This is a genomic window from Streptomyces gottesmaniae, from assembly GCF_031845845.1.
Taxonomy (GTDB): Bacteria; Actinomycetota; Actinomycetes; order Streptomycetales; family Streptomycetaceae; genus Streptomyces; species Streptomyces akebiae.
The window spans coordinates 150,798-172,357 of sequence record NZ_JAVRFJ010000012.1; the positions used below are offsets into that span (position 1 = coordinate 150,798).

The 21,560-nt window shown below is 70.6% G+C and carries 18 protein-coding genes; 15 read left to right on the top strand and 3 right to left on the bottom strand.

Annotated elements, in window-relative coordinates; genetic code table 11:
* Positions 1-184 precede the first annotated feature (184 nt).
* Together RM704_RS16035 and RM704_RS16040 are read left to right on the top strand one after the other, a co-directional pair.
* Positions 185-946 carry a MerR family transcriptional regulator gene (locus RM704_RS16035; protein WP_033524692.1) on the top strand — a complete coding sequence of 254 codons (762 nt, stop codon included), beginning with the start codon at positions 185-187 and terminating at the stop codon, positions 944-946.
* A 216-nt stretch (positions 947-1,162) separates the two neighbouring features.
* The gene (locus RM704_RS16040) at positions 1,163-2,146 is read left to right on the top strand and encodes a DedA family protein (protein ID WP_033524693.1); all 984 of its coding nucleotides are present in this window, start codon (positions 1,163-1,165) and stop codon (positions 2,144-2,146) included.
* A 138-nt stretch (positions 2,147-2,284) separates the two neighbouring features.
* Here RM704_RS16040 and RM704_RS16045 read toward each other — a convergent pair whose 3' ends face one another.
* Together RM704_RS16045 and RM704_RS16050 are read right to left on the bottom strand one after the other, a co-directional pair.
* Positions 2,285-4,012 (bottom strand): threonine/serine exporter family protein, encoded by a 1,728-nt coding sequence (locus tag RM704_RS16045; protein ID WP_311590702.1) that lies wholly within the window; start codon positions 4,010-4,012, stop codon positions 2,285-2,287.
* A gap of 147 nt (positions 4,013-4,159) precedes the next feature.
* Entirely contained in the window at positions 4,160-4,651 is a 492-nt protein-coding gene (locus RM704_RS16050) for an inorganic diphosphatase (protein ID WP_033524694.1), read from the bottom strand.
* Between the two features lie 79 nt (positions 4,652-4,730).
* Between RM704_RS16050 and dacB the strand changes: the two genes are divergently transcribed.
* The 11 genes from dacB (at position 4,731) to RM704_RS16105 (ending at position 15,974) form a co-directional block, all read left to right on the top strand.
* Positions 4,731-6,419, top strand: coding sequence for a D-alanyl-D-alanine carboxypeptidase/D-alanyl-D-alanine endopeptidase (gene dacB, locus RM704_RS16055; RefSeq protein WP_033524695.1), 1,689 nt, complete (start codon positions 4,731-4,733; stop codon positions 6,417-6,419).
* A gap of 161 nt (positions 6,420-6,580) precedes the next feature.
* Positions 6,581-7,705 carry a zinc-dependent metalloprotease gene (locus RM704_RS16060; protein WP_033524696.1) on the top strand — a complete coding sequence of 375 codons (1,125 nt, stop codon included), beginning with the start codon at positions 6,581-6,583 and terminating at the stop codon, positions 7,703-7,705.
* 191 nt (positions 7,706-7,896) lie between these two features.
* Positions 7,897-9,063: a tRNA lysidine(34) synthetase TilS gene (gene tilS, locus RM704_RS16065; RefSeq protein WP_033524697.1), complete on the top strand. Its 1,167-nt coding sequence runs from the start codon at positions 7,897-7,899 to the stop codon at positions 9,061-9,063.
* Positions 9,064-9,153: 90 nt separating this feature from the next.
* Positions 9,154-9,714, top strand: a complete 561-nt coding sequence (gene hpt, locus RM704_RS16070) for a hypoxanthine phosphoribosyltransferase (protein WP_033524698.1) — start codon at positions 9,154-9,156, stop codon at positions 9,712-9,714.
* A gap of 179 nt (positions 9,715-9,893) precedes the next feature.
* On the top strand, positions 9,894-11,909 hold the full coding sequence (ftsH, locus tag RM704_RS16075; protein WP_033524699.1) for an ATP-dependent zinc metalloprotease FtsH: 2,016 nt from the start codon (positions 9,894-9,896) through the stop codon (positions 11,907-11,909).
* Positions 11,910-12,111: 202 nt separating this feature from the next.
* Positions 12,112-12,717: a GTP cyclohydrolase I FolE gene (folE, locus tag RM704_RS16080; protein WP_033524700.1), complete on the top strand. Its 606-nt coding sequence runs from the start codon at positions 12,112-12,114 to the stop codon at positions 12,715-12,717.
* Positions 12,718-12,776: 59 nt separating this feature from the next.
* Positions 12,777-13,643 carry a dihydropteroate synthase gene (gene folP, locus RM704_RS16085; RefSeq protein WP_033524701.1) on the top strand — a complete coding sequence of 289 codons (867 nt, stop codon included), beginning with the start codon at positions 12,777-12,779 and terminating at the stop codon, positions 13,641-13,643.
* A complete protein-coding gene (locus tag RM704_RS16090) occupies positions 13,640-14,143 on the top strand; it encodes a nuclear transport factor 2 family protein (RefSeq protein ID WP_033524702.1) in 504 nt (167 codons plus the stop codon). The genes folP and RM704_RS16090 overlap by 4 nt, the downstream gene beginning before the upstream one ends.
* Before the next feature lie 257 nt (positions 14,144-14,400).
* Positions 14,401-14,760, top strand: coding sequence for a dihydroneopterin aldolase (gene folB / locus RM704_RS16095; RefSeq protein ID WP_033524703.1), 360 nt, complete (start codon positions 14,401-14,403; stop codon positions 14,758-14,760).
* Positions 14,757-15,368: a 2-amino-4-hydroxy-6-hydroxymethyldihydropteridine diphosphokinase gene (folK, locus tag RM704_RS16100; RefSeq protein ID WP_033524704.1), complete on the top strand. Its 612-nt coding sequence runs from the start codon at positions 14,757-14,759 to the stop codon at positions 15,366-15,368. The genes folB and folK overlap by 4 nt, the downstream gene beginning before the upstream one ends.
* A gap of 120 nt (positions 15,369-15,488) precedes the next feature.
* On the top strand, positions 15,489-15,974 hold the full coding sequence (locus tag RM704_RS16105) for a DUF3180 domain-containing protein (RefSeq protein ID WP_033524705.1): 486 nt from the start codon (positions 15,489-15,491) through the stop codon (positions 15,972-15,974).
* Between the two features lie 49 nt (positions 15,975-16,023).
* Here the strand turns inward: RM704_RS16105 and RM704_RS16110 are convergent, their stop codons facing one another.
* A complete protein-coding gene (locus RM704_RS16110) occupies positions 16,024-17,898 on the bottom strand; it encodes a phosphatidylglycerol lysyltransferase domain-containing protein (protein WP_078936893.1) in 1,875 nt (624 codons plus the stop codon).
* Between the two features lie 193 nt (positions 17,899-18,091).
* Between RM704_RS16110 and RM704_RS16115 the strand changes: the two genes are divergently transcribed.
* Entirely contained in the window at positions 18,092-19,216 is a 1,125-nt protein-coding gene (locus RM704_RS16115; protein ID WP_033524706.1) for an alpha/beta hydrolase, read from the top strand.
* A 521-nt stretch (positions 19,217-19,737) separates the two neighbouring features.
* Complete coding sequence (locus tag RM704_RS16120; protein ID WP_033524707.1) at positions 19,738-21,453, top strand: ICP22 family protein; 1,716 nt, start codon at positions 19,738-19,740, stop codon at positions 21,451-21,453.
* Positions 21,454-21,560: the final 107 nt, after the last annotated feature.

Sequence of the window (21,560 nt, forward strand, 5' to 3'; positions counted from 1 at the left end):
CGTGTTGTGCACAGTGAGACGCGTGTGACCCGTCGCCAGTGCGTTTCACGAGCCCCGAGCCTTGCGGAAGTGCACAGTCCGCTACGGCCCGCCGCCCGCCGCCTGCCGCCCGGCACAAAGGGCTTGCACCTCACGTCACGTGAGGCCCCAGCCTGGAGCACGTACCGACAAGGGAGCGGAAGTCATGAGTCACACCGTGGGACAGGTCGCGGGCTATGCCGGGATCACGGTGCGCACGCTGCATCACTACGACGAGATCGGACTCCTCGTACCGAGCGAGCGCACCCACGCGGGTCACCGCCGCTACAGCGACGGCGACCTCGACCGGCTGCAGCAGATCCTGTTCTACCGGGAGCTCGGCTTCCCCCTCGACGAGGTCGCGACCCTGCTCGACGATCCGGCGGCGGACCCGCGGTCCCACCTGCGCCGCCAGCACGAACTGCTGACCGCCCGGATCGAGAGACTGCAGAAGATGGCCGCGGCCGTGGAGCACGCCATGGAGGCACGCACGATGGGCATCAACCTGACCCCCGAGGAGCGGTTCGAGGTGTTCGGCGACAAGGACCCCGAGCAGTACGCCGAGGAGGCGGAACAGCGCTGGGGCGGCACGGAGGCGTACGCGGAGTCGCAGCGCCGCGCGGCCACCTACACCAAGGAGGACTGGAAGCGCATGCAGGACGAGGTGGCCGACTGGGGCGCGCGCTACGACGCCCTGATGGCCGCCGGCGAGGAGCCGACCGGCGAGGCGGCCATGAACATGGCCGAGGAGCACCGGCAGCACATCGGCTCCTGGTTCTACGACTGCCCGTACGAGATGCACCAGTGCCTCGGCGAGATGTACGTCTCCGACGAGCGCTTCAAGGCCTTCTACGACTCCACCCGCCCCGGCCTCGCCGAACACCTGCGGGACGCGATCAACGCGAACGCGGCCCGGCGGCGCCCCTGATCCATCCCTGATCCCGCCTCTGACCGCACCTGTGACCACACGGCTTGGTCTCAGTGCGGCCACAGGGCACTCTGGGGGAACCCGTGGAACCTAGTGGGGTGACCGTGCGTTGATAGCTTTGGTCACCCCTATGGGTCCCACCCCTGTGCGACCCGCCCTCGTGGGTCCTCACCCACAGGCGTTCACTCTTTCCTCACCCCCCAGGAGCCCGGAACCGTGCAGACGATCGCCCTCGGACCGAGCTGGCTGGATCCGGACTACCTGCTCAACTCGTTCGGCATCTGGGGCCTGCTGCTGATCGTGTTCGCCGAGTCCGGCCTGTTCTTCGGGTTCTTCCTGCCCGGCGACTCGCTGCTGTTCACGGCCGGCATGCTGATCACCTCCGACACGCTGGACTTCCCGCTGTGGCTGGCGATCGTGCTGATCTGCGTCTCGGCGATCCTGGGCGACCAGGTGGGGTACATGTTCGGCAAGAAGGTCGGCCCCTCGCTCTTCAGCCGCCCCGACTCCCGCTTCTTCAAGCAGGAGAACGTCACCAAGGCCCACGAGTTCTTCGAGAAGCACGGCCCGAAGTCCCTGATCCTGGCCCGCTTCGTGCCCATCGTGCGGACGTTCACGCCGATCATCGCGGGCGTCAGCGGCATGCGCTACCGCACGTTCCTCGTCTTCAACGTCGTCGGTGCCATCCTCTGGGGCGCGGGCGTCACCCTGCTCGGCTCCTGGCTCGGTCAGATCGAGTTCGTGCACAAGAACATCGAGGCGATGCTCCTCCTCATCGTCTTCATCTCGGTGCTCCCGATCATCTTCGAGCTCCTCAAGGCGAGGAAGGTGAAGAAGAACCAGCCCGCGCAGCCCCAGCAGCAGTCCGCCCCCGCCCCGGTCATGGACGACGCGACGACCCAGCTCCGCCGCATCCCGCCGACCGACCAGCCCCAGCAGCAGCCGTACGACCCGAACCAGGGCTACGGCAACGAGGGCTACGGCAACCAGGGTTACGGCGACCAGGGCTACCAGCAGCAGGGCTACCAGGAGAACTACGGCCACCAGCAGCCCCAACAGCAGCCCTACGCCCAGCAGTACCCGCAGGGCGGCCAGTACCCCCAGGGCGGCCAGTACCCGCAGAACCAGGACCAGAACCAGAACCAGAACCAGAACCAGAACCAGCAGGGCTACCAGGGCCAGGACTACCCGAGGTACTGACCCCCAGAGCTCACCACCCGCGCCTCCGTCATCCGGGGGCGCGGGTTCCTCTGTTTCCGGCGGGGTGAACCGCCCGCCGAAGCCCCACCGAACCCCCGGCCGCCAACGCCCGGCGCCCCGGAGCCGGCTGTCAGGCGCTCAGAACCCACGCGTCCTCTTCGCCGCCTTCCGCCCGGCCCGCGCCGCCCCCGGCAGGAACAGCCGGAACACCTCGGACCCCAGGTTCACCCCGATCGCGATGGCCATCGCCAACGCCGCCGCCTTCGTCAGCGACACCAGCCCCGCGTCCACGTCGTTCTGTGCGAGGCCCAACAACCCGAAGTAGGTCGCCGAACCCGGCAGCAGCGGCCCGATCGCCGCGGTCGTGTAGGGCAGCGCGGAAGCGAACCGGTACCGCGACAACAACTGTCCGAACAGGCCCACCAGCCCCGCCGCCACCGCCGTGGACGCCACCGGCGAGATCCCGCCCGCGTCGTGCATGGCCCCGTACACCGCCCAGGCCACACCGCCGTTGAGGGTCACGGCCAGCACGGTGGATCGTTCCTGCTGGAGCAGCAGCGCGAACGTCAACGACAGCAGCATCGAGGCCCCGAGCTGCAACAGCGGCCGTTCCGCGCTGCCGAGCGCCGCGTCCGGATGCAACTCGGCGCCCAGTTTCACACCGAAGTACAGGACGAGCAGCACCCCCACCACGATGCCCACGAAGAGGTACATGACCTCCAGGAGCCGCGCGGAGGCGGTGATGTAGAAGCCGGTCAGGCCGTCCTGCACGCCCGCCACCAGCGCCCGCCCGGGCAGCAGCGCGAAAAGCCCACCGGTGATGACGGCGGACGCCTCCACGTCCACGTGCGCCACGGTCAGCATCACCCCGATGGCCGCCGGGGGCATCGCCGCCACCAGGAACTGGTAGAACTCCGGCAGCCCGCGCCCCGAGCACAGCCACGCCAGCCGGTCGCCGAGCATCGCGCCGAGCGCCGCCGCGACGAACACGACCACGCCACCGCCGACCAGCACGGACGCGGCCCCCGCCAGCAGCCCGCTCGCCAGGGTCAGCGTCCAGCCGGGATACGGATGCCGGTTGCGCCGTATCTCCGCGAGCCGCCGGTACGCCTCCTCCAGCGAGATCGCGCTCTCCGGATCGCTGAGGTCGTCCACCAGCCGGAAGACCGCCGCGAGCCGGGTGTAGTCGGTGGCCCGGCGCCGGACGATCCGGGACGCCGTGACCGGGTCGTCCACCAGCGACGGCTGGTAGGTGACCGACAGCTGGGTGAAGGTCACCGTCGGCTCGCAGCGGTCGAGGCCGTAGGACCGGCACACGGCGAACATCGCCGCCTCCACGTCCTCCGCGCCCTCACCGCCCGCCAGCAGCAGTTCACCGATCCTCAGCGTGAGGTCGAGCACACGCGGGACGGCGGGCCCCGTGTCGCCCTCGGCGCGCGCCGGCGGCTCCGGCGCGGGCCGCTCCGCCACCGGCATCCGCAGCATCGTGCGCATCCGGTCCTGCCACGGCACGTCCTTGGTCAGACTGACGGCCGGAATCCCGCCGGCCGGCGTGAACGCGACCGGCGCGTGCCGCGCGTTGTAGGTCCGCGGCAGGCTGAACGCGGACCCCTCATGCTCATCGGCGAGCCCCTCGGGCGGCGCCAGCCCCTCCGGAAGGGCGAACTCGGAGGTCGTGTGCGCCTCGGCCTCCACCCCCGAGGCCGGCACGTCCAGCCCCGCCGGGATCGCGAACTCCGAGGTCACCGACGCGTCACCGTCGATCCCCAGAGCGAATCCCACCGGCGCGAAGGCACTGCCCGCCTCGTCCGACACCGGCTTGCGGTCCTCCTGCGGCCCGCCGTCACCGGGCTCCGTCACTCCCACTCAGCAGCGCTCCCTGTACGTCACCTCAGGTACGCCTCAGTATGCGCACCGACACCCACGCATACCCGAACGGGCCACGCGCCCCTCCTGGGGACACGCGGCCCGTTCGTGGAATCGGTCGGCAAGACGGCCGAGGAACTCAGGGGGTCAGTGACCGCCCTGCTCCTTGAAACGCTTGTACGACTTCTCGACCTCGGCCTCGGCCTCGGAGCGGCCGACCCAGTCGGCGCCCTCGACGGACTTGCCGGGCTCCAGGTCCTTGTAGACCTCGAAGAAGTGCTGGATCTCCAGGCGGTCGAACTCCGAGACGTGGTGGATGTCACGCAGGTGCTCCACCCGGGGGTCGGTCGCCGGGACACACAGCAGCTTGTCGTCGCCGCCGGCCTCGTCCGTCATCCGGAACATGCCGATCGCGCGGCACTTGATGAGGCAGCCCGGGAAGGTCGGCTCGTCCAGGATGACCAGCGCGTCCAACGGGTCGCCGTCCTCGCCGAGGGTGTTCTCGACGAAGCCGTAGTCGGTCGGGTAGGCGGTCGAGGTGAAGAGTCGACGGTCCAGGCGGATCCGACCGGTCTCGTGGTCCACCTCGTACTTGTTCCGCGAACCCTTCGGAATCTCGATCGTGACGTCGAACTCCACCGGTGACTCCTCCATGATCAACACATAGTTCTGGTGGTTAAGTGTCCCTCACGCAGGTGTGTGATCGCGAAAGGGGCTGGTGGTCGTGCGGGAGCCGAAGGTCTGGCGGGCCGCGAGACCGCGTGTGGTGCGGGTGGTGCACGGCGTGAAACCGGGGATCGTGCGCGTCACGCGCGCCGTGAAGCCCGGTGCCGCGCGCGTCGCACAGGTGGTGAAACCCGGCGTCGTACGCGTCACGAGCGCCGTCACGGCACGCTCTTCGCAGCTCGCGGGGAGCACGAAGAAGCTCACGACCCTCCAGTTCACCGCCGGCGCGGCCACCCTGGGGCTGGTGTTCTCGGCCGGGGCGGTGGCCGCCGCCGGACCCTGGGACTCCTCCGGTCAGCGTAAGGCCGAGCACGACTGGGCGGCATCGCGCGAAGGCCAGGGTGGCGCAGATCACGGACGCGGTTCCGGGACGTCGTCCGGTACGGCGGCGGGGGCGCCCAAGCCCGCGCCGAGCGCCCCCTCCGTCCTGGCCGGCCTCGGCGGCGTCTCCGGCGCGGGCTCCGCGCCCGATTCCGCCGCCCTGGCCGCCCGCCTGGACCCGCTGCTGAACTCCTCCGTCCTGGGCCCACGCCGCGCGGCCTCCGTCGTGGACGTCGCGACCGGCGAGCAGCTGTACTCCCGGAACGCGGACGAGGCCCTGACACCGGCCTCCACCACCAAGATCGCCACAGCCGCCGCGGCCCTGTCGGCGGTCGGCCCCGACCATCGCATCGAGACCCGCACGGTGCTGGACCCCGACTCCGCCGAGGTCGTCCTCGTCGGCGGCGGCGACCCCACCCTGACCGCCCACGAGGACACTGGGGGCACCTCCCGCCCGAGCGAAGCCGAGGGTGGGGGAGGGTACGCGAGCCTGCGCTCCCTCGCCGACGAGACGGCCGCCGCCCTCGACAAGCGTCACCTGAACGAGATCACCCTCGCCTACGACACCTCCCTCTACGAGGGCCCCGAGCAGCACACCATCGGCGTGAACGGCAACCTCGCCCTGGTCGTCCCGCTGATGGTCGACGAGGCCCGCCTCGACGGCTCCTCCAGCGGCAGCGCGGACCGTGCCCCGGACCCGGCGGCCGACGCCGCCGCCGAGTTCGCGGACCTCCTGCAGGACCGGGGCGTCAAGGTGAGGACCGAGGGCTCCACCACGACCGGGAAGAACGCGAAGGAACTCGCCGCGGTCTCCTCCCCGCCCCTCTCCACCCTGGTCGAACGCATGCTCACCCACAGCGACAACGACATCGCCGAGGCCCTCGCCCGCCAGGTCGCGCTCGCGACGGGCGAGCAGCCGAGTTTCGAAGGCGGCGCGGCGGCCATCAAGAAGGAACTGAAGAAGCTCGAAGTGCCTCTGCGGGGCGTCGAGTTCGCGGACGGCAGCGGCCTCAGCCGGGGCAACGCACTGACCCCCGCCCTCCTCACCGCCCTGCTCGCCGAGTCCGCGTCCCCGGCCCACCCCGAACTCCGCCCCGTCCTCACCGGCCTCCCGGTCGCCGGCTTCACGGGCACCCTGCGTGGCCGCTACCCCAGCGACGCCACCGGCACCGGCATCGTCCGCGCCAAGACCGGCACGCTCAGCAACGTGAACACCCTCGCCGGCACCGTCGTCGACGCCGACGGCCGCCTGCTCGCCTTCGCCTTCCTCGCCACGGAGACTCCCCTGGAGAACACCGACCCGGCCAAGAGACTCCTGACCGACGCGACCTCGTCCCTGGCGACCTGCGGCTGCCGCTGAGGCGGGAGGGGCAGGGAAGAAGCACGGGGCGTAGCCCCTGCTTCTCAGGGGCGCGGGGAACTGCGCGAGGCCCCCCGCCCACCCGCACCCAAGTCACAACCGAACCCGCCCGTGTCCCCACGGCCTGCCCCAAGCGGCAGTGCTCACGTACGGTTGACAACATGACTCGCATCGGTGGTGCCGAGATGGTCGACTGGAATCTCGCGGTGGCGACCGCGACCCGGCTCGTACGGCCGGGCCCCGAGGTGAGCCGGGACGAGGCCAGGGCCATCGTCGCCGAGCTCCGCCGACACGCGAAGGCCTCGGAGGAACACGTCCGCGCCTTCACCCGGATGCTCCCCGACACGGGCGACGACACCCCTGTCCTCGTCGTCGACCGCCCCGGCTGGGTCCGGGCCAATGTCGCCGGCTTCCGGGAACTGCTGAAGCCGCTGCTCGACAAGATGCAGGAACGTCGCGGCAACACCCCCGGCGGAGCCGTCCTCGGCGCCGTCGGCGGCAAGGTCACCGGCGTGGAACTGGGCATGCTCCTGTCCTTCCTGGCCTCCCGGGTCCTCGGCCAGTACGAGACCTTCGCCCCCGCGACCCGCGAACTCCCGGCGGGCGAGAACGGCGGCGGCCGACTCCTGCTCGTCGCGCCGAACATCGTGCACGTGGAGCGCGAACTCGACGTGCAGCCCCACGACTTCCGCCTCTGGGTCTGTCTGCACGAGGAGACGCACCGCACGCAGTTCACGGCCGTTCCCTGGCTGCGTGACCACCTGGAGGGTGAAATCCAGTCGTTCCTGGGGGAGACCGAGGTCGACCCCACGACCTTCCTGGAGCGCATCAGGGAGGCCGCCCAGTCACTCGCGGGGGGCCGCCCCGAGGGAGAGGTCGGCGACGACGGTCACTCGATCGTGGAGTTGGTGCAGACCCCCGCCCAGCGCGAGATCCTCGGCCGGCTCACCGCCGTCATGTCCCTCCTGGAGGGCCACGCCGACTTCGTGATGGACGGCGTCGGCCCGGCCGTGGTGCCCTCGGTCGCCGAGATCCGCGAGAAGTTCCAGCAGCGCCGCGCCAAGGGGGCCTCCCGTCTGGACCAGGCCCTGCGCAAGCTGCTCGGTCTGGACGCCAAACTCCGGCAGTACCGGGACGGCGAGCGGTTCGTACGGGCGGTCGTCGAACAGGTCGGTATGGACGGTTTCAACCGGGTGTGGACCTCCCCGAACACCCTGCCGACCAAGGCGGAGATCGCCAAACCGGCGGACTGGGTCGCGCGGGTGCACCGCAAGGCGGAGTCGTGAGCCGTGCGTGAGCGTGGTGAACGAATCCGGCCGACGGCAGGCAAACGCCCCTCCAATCACCCGTCCGAGGGACCGTGAGCAAGGGGTAGGCGTGCAATGCTCGGGGAAGGGCCCGGTTCTGTCACCATCTACACACTCTGAGTGACCGAACTCGGGCTCACCTCCCGACAATTTCATGAAGGGAACCGGACATGGGTCCCCACCCCGCGGTCGCGGCGATACGCCTGGCGGTCCGCCGCGTACTCCACGACCTCCTCACCGAACACCACACGAACACCACCCTCCACGCGCCCGCCCACGCGCTCCCGGGCGCGCCCTCCGACACGGGCGCACCACCGGTGCACACGCCCCCCACGGCCGTACCCCCCGCGGCCGTGCCCGTCGAGGTCAGGCGCGGCAGTTCCGCGCGCCCGGGCGCCGTACGCACGAGGGCCGCCGCGGACGAGCACCCGCTCGTGCTCGTGGCCTGCTCCGGCGGCGCCGACTCCATGGCGCTCGCCTCCGCCCTCGCCTTCGAGGCGCCCAAGCTCGGCGTCCGCGCCGGCGGCATCACCGTCGACCACGGTCTGCAGCCCGGCTCCGACCTGCGCGCCGAGGAAGTCGCCCTGCGCCTGCGGGAACTGGGCCTCGACCCGGTCGAGTCCGTCGCCGTCACCGTCGGCCGCGGCGGGGGCCCCGAAGCCGCCGCCCGCGACGCCCGCTACGCCGCCCTGGACGCCGCGCTGGAACGCCACGGCGCCACCGCCGTCCTCCTCGGCCACACCCGCGACGACCAGGCCGAGACCGTCCTCCTCGGGCTCGCGCGGGGCTCCGGCATCCGCTCCCTGTCCGGGATGGCCGCGGTCTCGGGGGCCGACGGCCGCTACCGGCGCCCCTTCCTCCAACTCGACCGGCAGACCGCCCGCAAGGCCTGCATGGTCCAGTCGCTGCCCGTCTGGGACGACCCGCACAACGCCGACCCCGCCTACACCCGCTCCCGGCTCCGGCACGAGGGCCTGCCCGCCCTGGAGAAGGCGCTGGGCAAGGGAGTCGTCGAGGCCCTCGCCCGTACGGCCCGGCTCTCCCGGGACGACGCCGACGCCCTCGACACCTGGGCCCGTCAGGCCGAGGCCTCCGTCCGCGACGCCGCGGGCCTCCTGGAGTGCGCCAAGCTCTACGCCCTGCCGCCCGCCGTACGCCGTCGGATCCTGCGCCGGGCGGCCATCGAGGCCGGCGCCCCGGCGGGTTCCCTCTTCGCCCGGCACATCGAGGAGATCGACCGTCTCATCACCGGCTGGCGCGGTCAGGGGGCCATCAATCTCCCCGGCCGGGTCGTCGCCCAGCGGCAGGGTGGCAGACTGGTGATTCGGCAAGGCTGAAACCGGACGCCGAGGGGGCCCGCGGGGCGGGCCCCGAGCCCCCGCACAGGAGGCGGGCGTCCGGGAGCGGCCCTGGGACGACCGAAAGTGATGCGGGTGGACGCGAAAGACATGGGCACCGACCTCAAAGAGGTGCTCATCACCAAAGAAGAGATCGACGCGAAGCTGGTCGAACTGGCCGCGAAGATCGACACGGAGTACGCGGGCAAGGACCTGCTGATCGTCGGTGTCCTCAAGGGCGCGGTGATGGTCATGGCGGACCTGGCCCGGGCCCTGTCCACCCCGGTCACCATGGACTGGATGGCTGTGTCCTCCTACGGCGCGGGCACCCAGTCCTCGGGTGTGGTGCGGATCCTCAAGGACCTCGACACCGACATCAAGGGCAAGCACGTCCTGATCGTCGAGGACATCATCGACTCGGGGCTCACGCTGTCCTGGCTGATCTCCAACCTCGGCTCCCGCGAGCCCGAGTCCCTGAAGATCTGCACCCTGCTGCGCAAGCCCGACGCCGCCAAGGTCGCCATCGACGTGGAGTGGGTCGGCTTCGACATCCCCAACGAGTTCGTCGTGGGATACGGCCTCGACTACGCCGAGAAGTACCGCAATCTCCCGTTCGTCGGTACGCTCGCGCCCCACGTCTACGGCGGTTGAGCCAACCCCCGTAAGACGCTCGGGAACCCCAGCGGGTTTCGCGCCGTTGGACCATGCGAGGACGGTATTGCCGACAGTCCCCTGCGGCTTCGGGTGACAATGCTGGGGTACCGTCCGAAGAACAGTCTTTTATCAAACTCACTATGGCAGGAGGGACGGGGCGGCACCGCTCCGTATGGATGGACGTGAAGCGATACTTCCGTGGGCCAGTCATGTGGATCGTGCTGGCCGTCCTTGCCGTGGTCGTGTTGATGCAGGTCGTCGGCTCGTCCGGCGGCTACAAGACGGTGGACACCGGTCAGGTGGTCCAGGCGATCAATGACAACAAGGTCAAAGAAGCCAAGCTGACCACCGGCGAAGAGTCGACCATCAAGGTCCAGCTCAAGGACGGCCAGAAGATCGAGGGCAGCTCGAAGATCCAAGCGAGCTACATCGGCGACCAGGGCGTCACCCTCGCCAACACCCTGCAGGACAAGTTCCAGAACAAGCAGATTCCCGAGGGCTACACGGTCTCCCCGACCAAGCAGAACGCTTTCGTCGGAATCCTGCTGTCCCTGCTCCCCTTCGTCCTCATCGTGGTCGTCTTCCTGTTCCTGATGAACCAGATGCAGGGCGGCGGCTCCCGAGTCATGAACTTCGGGAAGTCCAAGGCCAAGCTCATCACCAAGGACACCCCGAAGACGACGTTCTCGGACGTCGCCGGCGCGGACGAGGCCGTCGAGGAGCTCCACGAGATCAAGGAGTTCCTCCAGGAGCCGGCCAAGTTCCAGGCCGTCGGCGCCAAGATCCCCAAGGGTGTGCTGCTGTACGGCCCGCCCGGCACGGGCAAGACGCTCCTCGCGCGCGCCGTCGCCGGCGAGGCGGGCGTCCCCTTCTACTCGATCTCCGGTTCCGACTTCGTCGAGATGTTCGTCGGTGTCGGTGCCTCCCGAGTCCGTGACCTCTTCGAGCAGGCCAAGGCGAACGCCCCGGCGATCGTCTTCGTCGACGAGATCGACGCGGTCGGCCGCCATCGCGGCGCCGGCCTCGGCGGCGGTCACGACGAGCGTGAGCAGACGCTCAACCAGCTGCTCGTCGAGATGGACGGCTTCGACGTGAAGGGCGGCGTCATCCTGATCGCCGCCACCAACCGCCCGGACATCCTGGACCCGGCTCTCCTGCGCCCCGGCCGCTTCGACCGCCAGATCGCGGTCGACCGCCCGGACATGCAGGGCCGTCTGGAGATCCTGAAGGTCCACCAGAAGGGCAAGCCGGTCGCGCCCGACGTCGACCTCGGCGCCGTCGCCCGCCGCACCCCCGGTATGACGGGTGCCGATCTCTCCAACGTCCTGAACGAGGCCGCGCTCCTCACGGCCCGCAGCGACAAGAAGCTGATCGACAACCACATGCTGGACGAGGCGATCGACCGCGTGGTCGCGGGCCCGCAGAAGCGGACCCGGATCATGTCGGACAAGGAGAAGAAGATCACCGCGTACCACGAGGGCGGACACGCCCTGGTCGCGGCGGCCTCACCGAACTCCGACCCGGTCCACAAGATCACGATCCTGTCGAGAGGCCGTGCCCTCGGCTACACGATGGTCCTGCCGGACGAGGACAAGTACTCGACCACCCGCAACGAGATGCTCGACCAGCTCGGGTACATGATGGGTGGCCGGGCCGCCGAGGAACTGGTCTTCCACGACCCGACCACCGGCGCCGCGAACGACATCGAGAAGGCCACCAACCTGGCCCGCGCGATGGTCACGCAGTACGGCATGACCGAGCGCCTCGGCGCCATCAAGTTCGGCGGCGACAACACGGAGCCGTTCCTCGGACGTGAGATGGCTCACCAGCGCGACTACTCGGAAGAGGTCGCCGCGCTCGTGGACGAGGAAGTCAAGAAGCTCATCGAGAACGCGCACAACGAGGCCTGGGAGATCCTGGTCGAGAACCGCGACGTCCTCGACAACCTGGTGCTTCAGCTGCTGGAGAAGGAGACGCTGGGCAAGCAGGAGATCGCCGAGATCTTCGCCCCCATCGTCAAGCGTCCGCCCCGGCCCGCCTGGACCGGTTCCTCCCGCCGCACCCCGTCCACCCGTCCGCCGGTGCTCTCCCCGAAGGAGCTCGCACTGACGAACGGCGCCAACGGAGCGGCACCGGCGATCACCACCAAGGCGCCCGCCGAGGCGACCCCGGAGGAGAGCACGGAGAGCTGACGCCCCACCGACGAGAACCGGCCACCGGGAGCCTGCCCGCTCCCGGCCCAGGCCGACTCGTCAGGCCCGGAATGATTGCCGCGCCCCCCAGGTTCTAGCCTGGGGGGCGCGGCATTTTCGTATGGCCGAAAAAGGGCCGCAAGAAGGCCGAGGACGAGACGCGTCATCCGTACGTGTCACAGGCGCAGGAGCGAGGCACGACATGACCGACCCCGTGACGCTGGACGGCGAGGGCACCATCGGCGAGTTCGACGAGAAGCGCGCCGAGAACGCCGTACGGGAACTGCTGATCGCCGTCGGCGAGGACCCCGACCGAGAGGGGCTCCGGGAGACGCCGGGGCGGGTGGCGCGGGCGTACAAGGAGATCTTCGCGGGGCTGTGGCAGCAGCCGGAGGATGTGCTGACCACCACGTTCGACCTCGGTCACGACGAGATGGTGCTGGTGAAGGACATCGAGGTGTACAGCACCTGTGAACACCACCTGGTCCCGTTCCGGGGCGTCGCCCATGTCGGATACATCCCGTCCACCAGCGGAAAGATCACCGGGCTGTCGAAGCTGGCGCGGCTCGTGGACGTCTACGCCAGGCGCCCGCAGGTGCAGGAGCGGATGACCACGCAGATCGCCGATTCGCTGATGGAGATCCTGGAGCCGCGCGGTGTGATCGTGGTCGTGGAGTGCGAGCACATGTGCATGTCGATGCGGGGCATCCGCAAGCCCGGAGCGAAGACCATAACGTCGGCGGTGCGGGGCCAGCTCAGGGACGCGGCGACCCGCAACGAGGCGATGAGCCTCATCATGGCGCACTGACCTCCTCCGGTGTCGGGAGCGGCGGACCACGGCCGGTGCCGGGGGCCTAGGCTTGACGCATGAGCAAGCAGAACCGGCGTGGGTGGGTGGCCGGATTGCCCCGGTGGGACCGTTGTGCGGTCATGGGCGTCGTCAATGTCACCCCGGACTCCTTCTCCGACGGCGGCCGTTTCTTCGACACCACGGCGGCGGTCAAGCACGGGCTGGACATGGTCGGGGAGGGCGCGGACCTGGTGGACGTCGGCGGTGAGTCGACCCGTCCCGGTGCCGCCCGTGTCGACGAGTCGGAGGAACTGCGCAGAGTCGTCCCGGTCGTCCGGGGGCTGGCCTCCGAGGGTGTGACCGTCTCCGTGGACACCATGCGCGCGTCCGTGGCCGAACAGGCCCTCGCCGCCGGAGCCGCCCTCGTCAACGACGTCAGCGGCGGACTGGCCGATCCCGCGATGATCCCGGTGGTCGCCGACGCCGGCGCCCCGTTCGTGGTGATGCACTGGCGCGGCTTCCTGGAGGGCGGCAACGTCCGGGGCGTCTACGACGACGTCGTCACCGAGGTGCTGGAGGAGCTCCACGCGCGCGTGGCGGCCGTCCTGGAGGGCGGTGTCGCGGCGGACCGGATCGTCGTCGACCCGGGTCTGGGCTTCTCCAAGGACGCCGAGCACGACCTCGCCCTCCTCGCGCACCTCGACCGGCTGCACGGCCTCGGCCACCCCCTGCTGGTCGCCGCCTCCCGCAAGCGGTTCCTCGGCCGGGTGCTGGCGGGCTCCGAGGGCGCCCCGCCGCCCGCACGGGAACGGGACGCCGCCACGGCCGCCGTGTCGGCCCTGGCCGCACAGCAGGGCGCCTGGGCGGTCCGTGTGCACGAGGTCCGCGCCACCGCCGACGCGGTCCGTGTGACCCGCGCCATCGAAGGGGCCCGGGAGCGGTGAGCGCTCCCCACACCGACGTCGAACAGGTCGAACTCGCCAACCGGGCCTTCTACGAGGCCATGGAACAGGGCGACTTCGAGACGCTCTCCTCGCTCTGGCTGGCCCCGGCCGACGTGGGCGTGGACGAGGAGTACCACGACCCCGCCGAGACCGGCGTGATCTCCTGCGTCCACCCCGGCTGGCCGGTGCTCACCGGGCGCGGCGAGGTGCTGCGGTCGTACGCGCTGATCATGGCGAACACGGAGTACATCCAGTTCTTCCTCACCGATGTGCATGTGTCGGTCACCGGCGACACCGCGCTCGTCAGCTGCACCGAGAACATCCTCAGCGGGGGCCCGGCGCCGGACGGCAGTGACGAGCTGGGGCCGCTCGTGGGGCAGCTGGTGGTCGCCACGAATGTGTTCCGTCGCACATCCGACGGCTGGAAGCTCTGGTCGCACCACGGTTCCCCGGTCCTGACGGAATCCGATGACGACGAGGGCGAGGAGTCACCTTCCTGAGTGGGCGGGCGATCCGCGAGGCCCAAGGGGTGATTGGGAACACGGGGGCGCGGGTAGGGGCGGTTTCCGACCCGTGAGCCGTCGCGTTGCCTGGGGAAACGCTCGATGAACCCTGTCCGTACGGGAGTGGAATCGGGGCTTCCGCAGGTGAGCGCTGTCAGTGCCCGCAGGTAGATTCGAAGGTGGCCGGTGTGCCGACCGTGCTCGGACGGCACGGAGGACATCGGCCGTTCCCGACGACTGCAGGAGTGATTCGCGTGGATCGTGTCGCGCTGCGCGGCCTCAGGGCCCGTGGGTACCACGGGGTGTTCCCGCACGAGCGTGAGGAGGGCCAGACCTTCGTCGTGGACCTCACGCTCGGCCTGGACACCAGGCCGGCCGCGGCCGACGACGACCTGGCGAAGACCGTGCACTACGGGATCGTGGCGGAGGAGGTCGTCGCCCTCGTGGAGGGCGAGCCGGTGAATCTCATCGAGACCCTCGCCGAGCGCATCGCGCAGGCGTGCCTGAGGCACGAGGGAGTGCGGGAGGCCGAGGTCAGCGTGCACAAACCGAACGCGCCGATCACGGTCCCCTTCGACGACGTGACCGTCACCATCACCCGGAGCCGAGTATGACCGCGTTCTTCACCGCGGGTCAGAGCGACCCGACCGTTCAGCCGGTGCCGGCCTCCGTCGTGCAGAAGGTGGACGAGGCCGACACGACCCTGCACAACCCCCGCCGAGCCGTGATCTCCATCGGCTCCAACCTGGGCAACCGGCTGGAGAACCTCCAGGGTGCCGTCGACGCCCTGGAGGACACTCCGGGCGTCCGCGTCAAGGCCGTGTCCCCGGTGTACGAGACCGAGCCGTGGGGGGTGGCCCCGGGCAGCCAGCCCTCGTACTTCAACGCCGTGGTGGTCCTGAAGACCACCCTCCCGCCCTCCTCGCTGCTGGAGCGGGCCCAGGCGGTGGAGGAGGCCTTCCACCGGGTGCGGGACGAGCGTTGGGGCCCGCGCACGCTGGACGTCGACATCGTGTCGTACGCGGATGTCGTCTCCGACGACCCGGTACTGACCCTGCCGCACCCACGGGCGCACGAGAGGGCCTTCGTCCTCGCGCCGTGGCACGACGTGGAGCCGGAGGCTCAGCTCGTCGGCCGCGGTCCGGTCGCCCTGCTCCTCGACGGCATCACCCGTGAGGGTGTGTCGCCCCGCGCCGACCTGGAACTCCACCTGCCCGAGTAGTCGTTAAGGTCTACCGGGTCGGGACCATCCCCGACGCACCGTCGGCACCACCGGCCGGGCCGACCACCCGGCGCCGTGGGGCCGGCCTCCGTGGACCATCGGGCTCGTCGAAGGGGCATCGTGAAAGAGCTGCGCATCAGGACGCTGGCCGCGGTGTTCGTGGTGGCGGGGGTGCTGTCCTGGGCGGGCGCCCGGCTGTGGAACTCGGTGGACACCCTGCCGAGCGTCCCGCTGGCCGCCCCCATCGTGCTCGCCCTGATCGCCGCCGTCCTGACGGCCACCGCGCTGTCCCTGCGCAGCCGGCTCAAGGCCCAGCGGGAGCGGCGGCCCGAGGCCAAGGGCGTCGACCCCCTGATGGCGGCCCGCGCGGTCGTCTTCGGCCAGGCCAGCGCCCTCGTCGCGGCTCTCGTCGCCGGGATGTACGGCGGCGTGGGCGTCTTCCTCCTGGAGTACCTGGAGGTCCCGGCCCGTCGTGACCAGGCCATCTACGCCGGCTTCTCCGTCCTCGCGGGCGTCGGCGTCATAGTGGCCGCCTTCTTCCTGGAGCGCGTCTGCAAACTCCCGGAGGACGACGACACCAATGGCGGGGCCGCGCGGGCGGTGTAGCGCCGCGCGGGTGCGGGTGGTGCGACCCGCCGTGGGCGGGCCGCACCCTTCACGCGGCGGTGCGCGCCGGCTGTTCCGCGGAGCGCACCGCGTGGGCGCAGGGGGCCGGAGCCTTCGTGCGGCGGAGCGGCAGGCGGGGCAGGGCGAGATTCACGAAGCCCTCGGCCTGCATGGCGGCCAGGCCGATGCGGGGGAGGTCGCGGGAGGCGGCGTAGACGACGAAACGGGGTTCCCAGCGGGGGCGGAACTTGGCGTTGAACTTGTAGAGCGACTCGATCTGGAACCAGCGCGAGAGGAAGACCAGCAGGCCGCGCCATGCCCGCAGGACCGGGCCCGCGCCGATCTTCTCGCCGCGGGCCAGGGCCGAGCGGAACATCGCGAAGTTCAGGGAGACCTGCCGGACGCCCAGACGGGGGGCCGCCTGGAGGGTCGCCACGATGAGGAGTTCGTTCATGCCGGGATCGGCGGAGCGGTCGCGGCGCATCAGGTCCAGGGAGGCGCCGTCCGGACCCCAGGGCACGAAGTGCAGTACGGCCTTGAGATCGCCGTACGGGCCGGGGAGTTCGTCGGCCTTGTGCGCGGTGGCGATGAGGCAGTCCCCGTCGGCCGGGTCGCCGACGCGGCCGAGCGCCATCGAGAAGCCGCGCTCGGTGTCGGTGCCGCGCCAGTCCTCGGCGGCCCGGCGGATCCGGTCCAGCTCGGCCTCACCGAGGTCACGGACGCGCCGTACCCGGGTCTCGTAACCGAGGCGCTCGATGCGCTTCACCATTTGACGTACGTTGCGCATCGCACGTCCGGTGAGGGAGAAATCCGCGACGTCCACCACCGCCTCGTCGCCCAGTTCGAGGGCGTCCAGGCCGGTCTCCCGGGTCCAGACCTCCGCGCCGGTCTCCGAGCAGCCCATGACGGCCGGGGTCCAGGAGTGCGCCTTCGCCTCGTCCATGAAGCGTTCGATCGCGCCGGGCCAGGCCTCGACGTCGCCGATCGGGTCGCCGCTGGCGAGCATCACCCCGGAGACGACGCGGTACGTCACCGCCGCCTTGCCGCTCGGGGAGAAGACGACCGCCTTGTCGCGGCGGAGCGCGAAGTGGCCGAGCGAGTCGCGGCCGCCGTGTTTGTCGAGCAGGGCGCGCAGTTGTGTCTCGTCGTCGTCGGTGAGGCGGGCCGCCGGGTGTTCGGGGCGGAAGGCCAGGTAGATGGTGGTGATGGCGGTCAGCAGACCGAGGGCGCCGAGGGAGAAGGCCACCGTCCAGGACGTGGTGCCGGCGTAGTCGACCGGGCCCTCGAAGCCGAACAGGCCGTAGATGACGTGTTCGAGCCGGTCGGCGAGGCTCGGGTCGCCGACCATGCGTCCGGGGTGGGCGCTCACGACGACCAGCCCGAGGACGATCGAACCGGCGCCCATCAGCACGAAGTTGGCCAGTGCCCGCCAGCGGCTGGTGGGGTCGGGCAGGGCGCGGAACTCGTCGCGGTGCCGCAGCAGCGGGATCAGCAGCGCGAGCGAGACGAGCACGCCGACGAGCGAGTGACGGTAGGTGAACTGGGCGATCGCCCCGGCCGGGAGCAGGACCACGGCCGCCCGCCAGGCCCGCCGCTTGCGCCGGCGCAACCCGTGGGCGAGGAGCAGCAGCAGGACGCCGGCGCTCAGGGAGAGGGCCGCCGCGAACGGGCCGAGCGCACCGGGGAGCACCTCGGCCAGCGTGTGCATCCGGCTGTTGCGGAAGCGGGGGAACACCCCCGCGGCGATGTCCACGAGCCCGACGAGTGTGCAGGCCCTGGCGACCAGGGCGGGTACGGCCTCGGGGCGCGGGCCGCGCAGCACGCCGCGCAGTGCGCCATGCACCGCGCCCCGGCGTGCGCCTTTCGGCCGCCGGTCGGCGCTCGGCGCGAGTCGGTCCGACCGGATCGGAACCCCACCCGACATTTCCCCATCTGTCCTGACAGACATCGCATCCCGTAGTTCCGCGAGAGAGCTTGGATCCGGTGCCTTTTCCGGCATCCGGCGACATTGCGCCCTCTAGGACGGTGCCTTGGCGGGGGAGGTTCACTCTCCATCGGAAAGCTGAACCAAAGGGCAGGGAAAGACAAGGAAAGAAAGGTCGGCGGGGGACAACCCGATGGGTCTTACGAGCAACAAGGTGCTGGCCTTGGCGGTACTGTCCGCCGTTCTGCTGTTCATCGGCACGGTGTGGCTGTGGCCGCGGTTGGCCCGACGCGGATGGAGAGCGGTCGGCGGTCGGATCGTCGTACTGCTGGCCACGCAGGTCGCCGTCTTCGTGTCGGTCGGCCTCGCCGCCAACCAGGCCTTCGGTTTCTACGCCAGCTGGGCCGACCTTCTCGGCAGGGAGACCGGGCAGGGTGTGGTCGTCGACCACGACGGGGTCGAGACGGGGGGCCCGTTGCGGGTCGTCGACACCCAGCAGGTGAACGTGGCGGGCGGCGGCCGTCCCACGGTCGGCGGCCAGATCCAGAAGGTCGAGATCGTCGGCCGTACGAGCCGGATCGCGAGCCCGGCGTACGTGTATCTGCCGCCGGAGTACTTCCAGCCCCGGTACCGCACCCGCAGCTTCCCCGCCGCGGTCGTCCTCACCGGCTACCCGGGCACCGCCGAGGCGCTCATCAAGGGTCTCCATTTTCCGCAGACGGCCCACGCGTTGGCCAGGGACGGGAAGGCGCAGCCCATGATCCTGGTCATGATGCGGCCGACCGTGGCGCCACCGCGTGACACCGAGTGCGTGGACGTCCCGGGCGGGCCGCAGACGGAGACGTTCTTCGCCAGGGATCTGCCGGACGCCGTGGGCCATCACTACAGGGTCGGGAAGAAGCCCGGCAGTTGGGGTGTCATCGGCGACTCGACCGGTGGCTACTGCGCGCTGAAACTCGCCATGCACCACCCTCGGGTGTTCGCCGCAGGCGCGGGCCTGTCGCCGTACTACAAGGCGCCGATCGACCCGACGACCGGTGATCTCTTCCAAGGGAACAAGACGCTGCGGAACGAGGCTGACCTGTTCTGGTATCTGAGGCACCGTCCGGCGCCGGACACCTCTCTGCTGGTCACCAGCAGCAAACAGGGGGAGACCAACTACAAGGCCACCCTGAAGTTCATCGAACAGGTGAAGGAGATGCGGCCGACGCGGATCTCGTCGATCATCCTCGACAGCGGTGGGCACAACTTCAACACGTGGCGCCGGGAGATCCCGGCGACGTTGCAGTGGATCAGCGGGCGGTTGAGCGACCGGTGAAGTCGGCCGGTGAAGCCATCGATGAAGCGGTCGGTGAAGCGGTCGGTGGAGCGGTCGGTGGAGCGGTCGGTGAAGCGGTCGGTGAAGCGGTCGGTGAAGCGGTCGGTGGGGGTGGCCGATAGCGGGCGGTGCGGCGTCGTGAGGAGCGGGCGATCACGGTCCGGCGACGGGGCGGTGGCGACTTCGGTAACGGTTCGGCGGCGGGTTCGGCAATTCGTCGAATTCACCGGTGGGGAAAGGGGCGGATGCGGCCAAGGTGTATCCGGATTCAATGGGGTTGATCCAGTGCAGGAGCCGCCGGTGGGCGCATTGGCGCACCGGCGGGGAGGAAGCTGGTGAAGGCTTGTGAGAGGTGAGAGGGGCGGCTGAGTTTTTGCGGCCCGGGGCACCATCATTCGCCTACGCGCGGTAAGTTTCTGGCCATGCCACGTGGACGTCACCGCCATTCACCGCCTCTGCACAGGCTGCTGCCCCCCACGGCGATCGCAGGCGTCTCGCTCGTCTGCGCCCTTGGGCCATGGATGTTCTCCGAGCCGGCGGTGCTCCGGGTCACCGCCGCCGTCGCGGCGGCGACCGCGGCCGTGGGCGCGGCGGTCATGCGCCGTTGGGACGTCGAGGCGGGCAAACGCGTCGCCGATCTCACGCGCGCGCGGGCGAGCGACGAGTGGCGTCACGAGGAGAAGGTCGCCGAACTGGAGACCGACCTCGACGAGTCCCGTGAGCTGCGCACCAAGCTGGAGCACAAGCTCCGCGCCAAGCGCACCGAACTGGCCAACCTCCGCAACGAGCACGCGGCGCTGCTGCGGCGTTATGCCACCGCCGAGACCGAGCGGGCGAGCGCCCTGGAGGGCCGCCGCCTGCTGGAGATCGAGGCGACCGTACCCGAGGACGCACGGGCGTTGCCGGCGTCCGGTGCGGACGCGGGCAACGGCGACGCCGAGGGCGACGGTGACAAGACCACGGCGGTGTCCCGGACCTCGACGGTGCCGCCGCAGGGGGTTCCCTCGCCGGGGGCGCCCTGGGCCTCGTGGGAGACGGCGTCCAAGGCCGCGGCGGCGAGGGTGGCGGAGCAGGGGACGACGGGCGAGGCGGGTGCCGGTGGCGGTGCCGGCTCGGGTGCGGAGGCGGACGCGGAGGCGGAGAAGTCGGTCCCCTCGGTGTTCTCGCCGGCCGGTTCGTCGCTCTTCCTGCGTGCGAACTCGGCGTTGGACCGGATCATCACCCAGCGGGGCTCGGTGCCGAGTGAGAAGGCCGGGGCTGTTGGCGAGGCGGACGACGAGGGTGACGCCGAGCCCGTGGCGGCCGAGGCCGTGGAGGAGAGCGCGTCCGAGGACTTCGAGCCCGAGGGCTCCGAGTTCGAGGGCACCGAGTCCGAAGGCGCCGAGCCTGCTGGTGAGGGTGCTGATGAGTCCCTCGGTGGCTCCGCGGACCAGCAGGTCGATGAGTCCGTCGATGAGTCGGCGGACGGGTCGGCGGATGAGTCGGTGGATGAGTCGGTCGAGACGCCCGTCGACGGTCCGACGTCGTCCGAGTCCACCGAGCACACTCAGTCCGCCGAATCCGCCGAATCCGCCGAGTTCGCCGATGTGACGGCCAAGGGCGAGGAAGCGAAGGGTGGTTCCCCGAAGGGCCCTTCTCCCAAGGGTGACCCGGACGGGCCGACGGACGGGGGCACTCGGCAGGGACGTTCCGCCGAGGCGGAGGAGGAGCCGGTTCCGGTGCTCACCGCCGAGGAGGGCGACGCGGTGGGGAGGTCGGTGGCGGACCGGGGGCATGAGCGCGCGGCCGGCGGCCCCGTCCCCGTCGTGACCGCACCGGTCAGGTCCACGGACGTGGGGGAGTTGACCCGCGTGGAGCCCGCGGGGCGTGCGGGACAGGGACAGCAGACGGAGCCGGTGGCTCCGGCGCCGCTGGCCGCCCTTCCGCCGGCCGGTCACTTCACGGTGCCCACCGCCGTGGCGGTCGTTCCGGCGGCGCCGCAGCGGCGGACGGCCGTGGAGGGAGGGTTCGACTTCTTCGGTACGCAGAAGGCGGCGGACGCCCTGGAGGCCGTGCAGAACGAGGACCTCGCCGACGTGGTCGGTCAGGAGGCCCTCGCGCTTCACAAGGCCGAGTCCGAGTCCCAGTTCAAGCGCGTCGACGAGGCCTCCCGAGGGATCGGCCAGGTCATCGACCTCACAGCGCACGACGAAACGGAACAGATCGACGTACAGGGTTTGCGCACGGCGGCGTCCTAGTGCCGCACCAGTCACCGGCCCGCGCCGACCGCGGGCCTGGTGCCGTCCCTTCGGCCGCCTGACCTCTCCCGGCGGGCGGCCCGGGCGACCGTGTCGCCACCCGGCGG

Excerpts from the sequence above, each read along its gene's own strand:
- hpt (WP_033524698.1), top strand. The coding sequence starts at position 9,154 with ATGCGGGTGGACGCGAAAGACATGGGCACCGACCTCAAAGAGGTGCTC.
- RM704_RS16035 (WP_033524692.1), top strand. The coding sequence starts at position 185 with ATGAGTCACACCGTGGGACAGGTCGCGGGCTATGCCGGGATCACGGTG.
- RM704_RS16115 (WP_033524706.1), top strand. The coding sequence starts at position 18,092 with ATGGGTCTTACGAGCAACAAGGTGCTGGCCTTGGCGGTACTGTCCGCC.
- ftsH (WP_033524699.1), top strand. The coding sequence starts at position 9,894 with ATGGACGTGAAGCGATACTTCCGTGGGCCAGTCATGTGGATCGTGCTG.
- folP (WP_033524701.1), top strand. The coding sequence starts at position 12,777 with ATGAGCAAGCAGAACCGGCGTGGGTGGGTGGCCGGATTGCCCCGGTGG.
- RM704_RS16060 (WP_033524696.1), top strand. The coding sequence starts at position 6,581 with ATGACTCGCATCGGTGGTGCCGAGATGGTCGACTGGAATCTCGCGGTG.
- RM704_RS16120 (WP_033524707.1), top strand. The coding sequence starts at position 19,738 with ATGTTCTCCGAGCCGGCGGTGCTCCGGGTCACCGCCGCCGTCGCGGCG.
- folE (WP_033524700.1), top strand. The coding sequence starts at position 12,112 with ATGACCGACCCCGTGACGCTGGACGGCGAGGGCACCATCGGCGAGTTC.
- RM704_RS16110 (WP_078936893.1), bottom strand. The coding sequence starts at position 17,898 with ATGTCGGGTGGGGTTCCGATCCGGTCGGACCGACTCGCGCCGAGCGCC.
- folK (WP_033524704.1), top strand. The coding sequence starts at position 14,757 with ATGACCGCGTTCTTCACCGCGGGTCAGAGCGACCCGACCGTTCAGCCG.
- tilS (WP_033524697.1), top strand. The coding sequence starts at position 7,897 with ATGGGTCCCCACCCCGCGGTCGCGGCGATACGCCTGGCGGTCCGCCGC.